Below are 6,447 nucleotides of genomic sequence, written 5' to 3'. Positions count from 1 at the left end.
GCGTGGCAGGCGGCGCCGAAGCCGCGCCGGGCCTCGTGCACGACGTGGGCGCCGAGCGCGCGGGCCAGCTCCGGGGAGCCGTCGGTGGAGCCGTTGTCGACGACGATCGCGCGCCAGCCGACGGGAATCCGCGCCAGCACCCAGGGCAGCGCCTCGGCCTCGTCGAGGCAGGGCAGCACGACGTCCACGGAAGGAGGGGGAGTTTGGGTCACCCGTCTCACCCTACGGACGCGAAACGGGCAAAAGGGACTTGAGCTCCTTACGGAGTGCTGACGTCGAACGCCGCTCCTCCCCGGCCGCGCGATCCGGGTGTGAGACTCGGTCACGTGAAACGCGTACTCGTCGTGGACGACGACCCGACCGTCTCCGAGGTCGTCGCCGGATACCTGGACCGGGCGGGCTTCGCCGTCGATGTCGCCGCCGACGGCCCCACCGCCGTCGAAGCGGCCCGCACCGAACGCCCCGACCTCGTGGTGCTCGACCTGATGCTGCCCGGCATGGACGGCCTGGAGGTCTGCCGCCGGCTGCGGACGGCCGGCCCTCTCCCCGTGATCATGCTGACCGCGCGCGGCGACGAGGAGGACCGCGTCCTCGGCCTGGAGGTCGGTGCGGACGACTACGTCACCAAGCCGTTCAGCCCCCGTGAGCTGGTCCTGCGCGTGGAGTCGGTGCTGCGCCGGGCCGGTGCGCCCCCGGCCGGCCACGCGCAGGAGCCCTGGCTGCGGGCCGGGCGGCTCGCCCTGGACCCCGTCGCCCGCCGCGCCACCCGCGACGGCGCCGGACTCGCGCTCACCATCCGGGAGTTCGACCTCCTGGAGTACTTCCTGCGCCATCCCGGACAGGCCACCAGCCGCGAACAGCTCATGCAGCGTGTGTGGGGGTGGGAGTTCGGCGATCTGTCCACAGTCACCGTGCACGTGCGCCGGTTGCGCGAAAAGGTCGAGAACGATCCGGCGCGACCGGAACTGATCAGCACCGTCTGGGGCATCGGGTACCGGTTCGACGCGCCGGAGAACGGGGCCGGCCGTGCTCGGTGACACCCTCCTGATCGCCCTCTACGCGGCCGTCGGCGCGGCGGGCGCCGGACTCCTCGGACTCCTCGCCCTGCGCATACTGCGCCGCCGGTCCGTCGCCGTGTCCCTGGCCGTCGTCGCGGTCGTCACCGTGGCGGCGATGCTCGCCGGGACCATGCTGGTGTGCTGGGCGATGTTCCTGTCCGACCACGACCTGTGGGTGGTGTCCATGGTGTGCGCCATGGCCACGGCCGTCTCCCTCACCGTCGCCCTGCTGCTCGGCCGCTCCGTCGTCCGAGGCAGCCGTGAGCTGGCCGAGGCGACCCGCGCCCTCGGCGACGACGGCGCCTTCACCCCGCCCGCCGCCGCGCCGACCGCCGAACTCGCCGACCTCAGCCGCGAACTGGCCGCGACCAGCGCCCGCCTCGCCGCCTCCCGGGAACGCGAACGGACCCTGGAGGCGTCCCGGCGTGAACTGGTCGCCTGGATCTCCCACGACCTGCGCACCCCGCTCGCCGGGCTCCAGGCCATGACCGAGGCGCTGGAGGACGGCATCGTCGACGACCCCGGCGCGTACCACGCCCGGATCCGGGGCGAGGTCGGACGCATGAGCGCGATGGTCGGCGACCTCTTCGAACTCTCCCGCATCCAGGCCGGCGTGCTCGCCCTGTCCCCGTCCCGCATGTCCGTCTACGACCTCGTCGGCGACGCCATAGCGGGAGTCGACGCCCTCGCCCGCGAACACGGCGTCCGCCTCGTCGGCGACGGCGTCGAGCCCGTCCCCGTCGAGGTCGACGGCCGCGAGATGTCCCGGGCGCTGGCCAACCTCCTGGTCAACGCGATCCGCCGGACCCCCGCCGACGGCACGGTCGCCGTCTCCGCGCGCTCCGAGGACGACCGCGTGATCCTGTCCGTGACCGACGGCTGCGGAGGGATCGCCCCCGAAGACCTCCCCCGCGTCTTCGACACCGGCTGGCGCGGCACGGACGCCCGCACGCCGCCGGGCGGAGCCGGGCTCGGCCTGGCCATCGTGCGGGGCATCGTGGAGGCGCACCGGGGGAGCGCGGCGGTGCAGAACGTGCCGGGCGGGTGCCGGTTCGAGGTGCGGTTGCCGGCGGCGGTGTGAGCCCCCTCACCCCGCCCGCAGCTCCGCCCCCGCGAACTCCCTCATCCCCTCCACGAACCCCACCCCCGGCTTCCACCCCGACTCCGCCCGCAGCCGCTCCGACGACGCGGTGATGTGCCGGACGTCGCCCAGCCGGTACTCGCCGGTGACGACGGGGGCGGGGCCGCCGTACGCGGCGGAGAGCGCGGCGGCCATCTCGCCCACGGTGTGCGGGTCCCCGCTGCCGACGTTGTAGGCCCGCAGGCCGCCCTCCGGCAGGGCCGGCAGCGCGTCCAGCGCCGCGAGGTTCGCGCCGGCGACGTCCCGGACGTGGACGAAGTCGCGCCGCTGGCCGCCGTCCTCGAAGACCCGGGGGGCCTCACCCCGGGCCAGGGCGGAGCGGAACAGGGAGGCCACGCCCGCGTAAGGGGTGTCGCGGGGCATGCCGGGGCCGTAGACGTTGTGGTAGCGGAGGGCGGCGACCCTCCCGCCGGTCGCCCGTGCCCAGGCTGCGGCCAGGTGCTCCTGGGTGAGTTTGGTGGCCGCGTACACGTTGCGCGGGTCGACGGGGGCGTCCTCGTCCACCAGACCGGGAGAGAGGGGCTCGCCGCAGTGGGGGCACGGCGGCTCGAAGGCGCCCGCCTCCAGGTCCGCCACGCGGCGCGGGCCGGGCTGGACGACGCCGTGGCGCGCGCACGCGTAGCGTCCCTCGCCGTAGACGACCATCGAGCTCGCCAGCACCAGTCGGCCCACCCCCGCTTCGGCCATGCCCGCCAGGAGCACGGCCGTCCCGAGGTCGTTGCAGCTCACGTACGCGGGCGCGTCGGCGAAGTCCTTGCCGAGACCGACCATCGCGGCCTGATGGCAGACGGCGTCGACACCCCGCAGGGCGTCGGCGACGGCCGTCTCGCTGCGGACGTCCGCGTGCCGCCACTGCACCCCGGCGGGGATCCGCGGCGGCGTGCGGTGGGCGGCGGGCAGCAGCGCGTCGAGGACACGGACCTCGTGCCCGGCGGCCAGAAGAGCGGTGACGAGGTGCGAGCCGATGAAGCCGGCACCCCCGGTGACCAGGATCAACATGTCACCGACCGTAGACGGGCCCGGCCCGCTCCGTACCGCTGCGCGCGGGAACGTCAGGGGTTCGTAAGCACCTCACTTCCGGGACCTCCGCCTCACCCGCCGCACCGCCCACCACACCCCCGTCACCGTCGCCACCCCCGCCATCGCCAGCAACCAGTTCCTCGGATAGTCCAACGGCAGCACCGACGGATTGGCCGTCACCCCCGGCCGCAGCAGCACCGGCGCCGCCACCACCGTCAGCGCCCCCGCCACCACCAGCGCACCCCGGACGAGCCCCCGGCCCACGACCGCCCCCACCAGCAGCACGAACGGCACCACCACCCCGTCATGCAGCACCACCGCACCACCGAGCCACACCAGCACGTCACCGGGATCGGGAACGCCCGCCAGCAGGAACACGCCGACACCGATCAGCGCCGTCCCCGCCACCCCCGTCCCCACCCGCAGCGCCCTCACGCCAGCACCTCCAGCCGGCCGACCCACTTGGTCTGGAGGACACCCGGCCGGTTCGGCGCGATCAGGCGTACGGGAAAGCCGTGGTCGCGGTCGAGGTCCTCCCCGTTGAGCCGCAGGGCGAGCAGGGTCAGCGGATCGCGCGCGTGCGGGGACCCCAGTTCCGACACCCGGTAGGCCCCCCGGAGCTGCAAGGAAACGACCCGTACGCGCGCGTGCGCCGGAGCCCCGACCTGTTCGAGGAGGTCCACGACCCGCACACCGGTCCAGTGCGCCGACTTGCTCCACCCCTCGACGCACGCGATCGGCAACTCGGCCTCGTACTGCGGCAGCGCCCGCAACGCGTCCAGGGACAGGGTCAGCGTGCGTGCACGAGGCCCGACGACCGTGAGCCGGTACCCCTCCGCCGAGACCCGCTCGACCCCGGCCGCGGCGGCGGTGCGATTGACCGGCAGCGCCTGCGGACCCTTGTCGGGATGGCGGGGCGCGAACAGGACGAACCCCTTCAGCGGGGTGAGGGACTGCCCGACGGTGGTGAGGGTGACGGCCCCGACGGCCGCCCCGACCGCCGTCATGAACGTCCGTCGGTCGGCGCCCTGCTCCGTGGGCAGCGCGAGCGTCCCGGACGACCGGCGCGTCCAGTGCGCCCTGATCTCCGGCGCCTTGACGGCGACGTGCAGCAGCAGCGCGCCGACGACCAGCCACGCCACCGCGTAGTGCACGGGGACGAACGAGAACGCCCAGGGGTACCACTGGGCCGTGTTCAGCAGCCCCGTCGACAGCTCGAACAGCGCGCCGGCCACCAGGACCGCGACGGAGATCCGCTCCAGACCGTGCCGGACCGACCGCAGCGGCGGCCACACGAACAGCCTCGGGTACACCGCCCACAACTTCGCCAGCAGCAGCGGGACGGCCGCGGTCCCCGAGGCGACGTGCAGCCCCTGGGTGAGCCGGTACCCCCACACCGGACGGCTCGGGATCTCGTCGGCCAGCCACCCCGGCGGATGCTGCATGAAGTGGCTGACCAGCCCGGTCACGAAGCACACGGCGAACGCCGCACCCAGCCACCGGCCGAGTGAGGTCGCCGTCCGGGCGTCATGCAGTCCGCCCTTGAACACCGGCGGAAGAACAGGCAGTCTCATGCCCTCCATCCCACTCGGTGCGGGGCCCTCACGGAACGAGCGACGCCCTTACGGAACGCTGACGGATCCGGGACGCCTCCGGGAACGCGTCCCGCGCGGGGGCGCCGTCGGCCGCCCGTGCCGTACGCTCACGCCTCGGCCGCTTCGGGCTCCTTGTGCACGCGCGTGGCCAGCTCCCGCACGTCCCTGCTGCACAGGGCGGCGGCCGTCGCGAGCACCACCAGGGCCGACCCCGCGAGCAGTGTGGTGCCCACGCCGGCCCGGTCCGCCACCGGCCCCGCGGCCATCTCCCCGACGGGCAGGGCGATGAACGAGCCGAGCGCGTCGTAGGAGTAGACCCGGGCGAGCCGGTCCTGCGGGACGTTCTCTTGGAGGGACACCTCCCAGGCGACGCCGAACTGCTCCATGGCGAGGCCGTTGACGAACATCGCCACCGTGAGGAGCAGCACCCCGGGCGCCTCGGCGAGCACCGCCAGCGGCAGCGCCTCCAGGGCGACGGCCGCGACGCCGATCCGCAGCGCGTGTTTGGCCCGGGAGCGGGCCGCGACGAAACCGCCGGCCACCGCCCCGGCCATCTGGGCGGCCAGCACGATGCCCCAGCCGGTGCGGCCGAACGTGTCGTCGGCGACCGAGGGACCCAGCACGTAGACGCCGCCCGCGACCACGGCGTTGACCACCATGAATTGCGCGACCACCACCCACACCCAGGTGCGCGAGACGAACTCCTGCCACCCCTCCCGCAACTCCCGCAACGGGTGCGAGCGTTCGGCCGGGTCGGCCTTGCCGGCGGGGATGCGCAGCCCGAAGTAGCACAGGGCGGCGCCGAGGAACGCGACGGCGTTGCAGGCGAGCCCCCAGCCCGGACCGACGGCGGCGACGAGCACGCCGCCGAGCGCCGCGCCGATGATCATGCCGAGGTTGACTGCCATGCGCATCAGCGCGTTCGCCGGGCGCAGCAGCTTCGCCGGCACCGTCTGCGGGGTGAGCGCGGCGGACGCCGGCATGGAGACGGCGGACAGGGCGCCGTTGAGCACGCTGAGCAGGATCAGCAGCGGGATCGTCGTGAAGTCCAGGAGCATGCTGACCGCTATGGCCCCCTGCACGGCCGCGGCGGCGCACGCCGAGCCCCGCAGGATCATCGTCCGCGAGAACCGGTCGGCGACCACCCCGGCCGCCAGCAGCAGGGCCACGTTGGCCACCGACCGGGCACCCACCACGATCCCGAGGTCCGTCTTGGACCCGGTGAGGTCGAGCACCGCGAAGGCCAGCACGATCGGGGCCATCGCGTTGGCGAAGTACATGAGCAGCCGCCCCGACGCCAGCAGCCGGAAGGGACGTTCCTTCAACGGCAGGAACAGCCCTCCGTCCTCGGAGGGACCGTCCGGAGGCGGAGAAACGGGCGCGGGCATGAGTACCTCACAGAGAAAATCGCTCACGTGCAGGTCGAACAACTGAGTAATTATCGGCAGGAGTTCCCGGTCGCAGAACCGGCACAGGTGCGGCCGACGGATCATGGGTCCGTCGGCCGCAGGGCACCCGGACCGTGCCTAGCGCTCGCCCAGCAACCCCCCGGCGTCCGCCAGCACCCCGGAGATCCGCTCCAGCGCGGCCTCGTCCCGGGCGACCGCCTCCAGGACCGGCCCGCGCGCGGTGC

The 6,447-nt window shown here is 73.9% G+C and carries 7 protein-coding genes; 2 read left to right on the top strand and 5 right to left on the bottom strand.

Annotated features, from left to right (window positions below):
• Window positions 1-212: glycosyltransferase (locus ACVNF4_RS30660; protein ID WP_461806147.1), on the bottom strand; the 212-nt coding region annotated here is incomplete at its 3' end.
• A gap of 114 nt (window positions 213-326) precedes the next feature.
• On the opposite strand from ACVNF4_RS30660, the gene ACVNF4_RS30655 reads away from it, so the two are divergent.
• Window positions 327-1,037 carry a response regulator transcription factor gene (locus ACVNF4_RS30655; protein ID WP_461806146.1) on the top strand — a complete coding sequence of 237 codons (711 nt, stop codon included), beginning with the start codon at window positions 327-329 and terminating at the stop codon, window positions 1,035-1,037.
• Entirely contained in the window at window positions 1,027-2,139 is a 1,113-nt protein-coding gene (locus ACVNF4_RS30650) for a sensor histidine kinase (protein ID WP_461806145.1), read from the top strand. Before ACVNF4_RS30655 ends, ACVNF4_RS30650 begins: the two co-directional genes overlap by 11 nt.
• Window positions 2,140-2,145: 6 nt before the next feature.
• Here ACVNF4_RS30650 and ACVNF4_RS30645 read toward each other — a convergent pair whose 3' ends face one another.
• The 4 genes from ACVNF4_RS30645 to ACVNF4_RS30630 form a co-directional block, all read right to left on the bottom strand.
• A complete protein-coding gene (locus ACVNF4_RS30645) occupies window positions 2,146-3,198 on the bottom strand; it encodes an NAD-dependent epimerase/dehydratase family protein (protein ID WP_461806144.1) in 1,053 nt (350 codons plus the stop codon).
• A 72-nt stretch (window positions 3,199-3,270) separates the two neighbouring features.
• Window positions 3,271-3,654 carry a hypothetical protein gene (locus tag ACVNF4_RS30640; protein ID WP_461806143.1) on the bottom strand — a complete coding sequence of 128 codons (384 nt, stop codon included), beginning with the start codon at window positions 3,652-3,654 and terminating at the stop codon, window positions 3,271-3,273.
• The gene (locus ACVNF4_RS30635; RefSeq protein ID WP_461806142.1) at window positions 3,651-4,802 is read right to left on the bottom strand and encodes a molybdopterin-dependent oxidoreductase; all 1,152 of its coding nucleotides are present in this window, start codon (window positions 4,800-4,802) and stop codon (window positions 3,651-3,653) included. Before ACVNF4_RS30635 ends, ACVNF4_RS30640 begins: the two co-directional genes overlap by 4 nt.
• Window positions 4,803-4,921: 119 nt before the next feature.
• Window positions 4,922-6,307, bottom strand: a complete 1,386-nt coding sequence (locus ACVNF4_RS30630) for an MFS transporter (RefSeq protein ID WP_461806141.1) — start codon at window positions 6,305-6,307, stop codon at window positions 4,922-4,924.
• Window positions 6,308-6,447 lie beyond the last annotated feature (140 nt).

The sequence above is a fragment of the Streptomyces sp. S6 genome (genome assembly GCF_054880855.1).
Note: the sequence above shows the minus strand (reverse complement) of the source record. Positions and strands in the feature narration are given on the sequence as shown.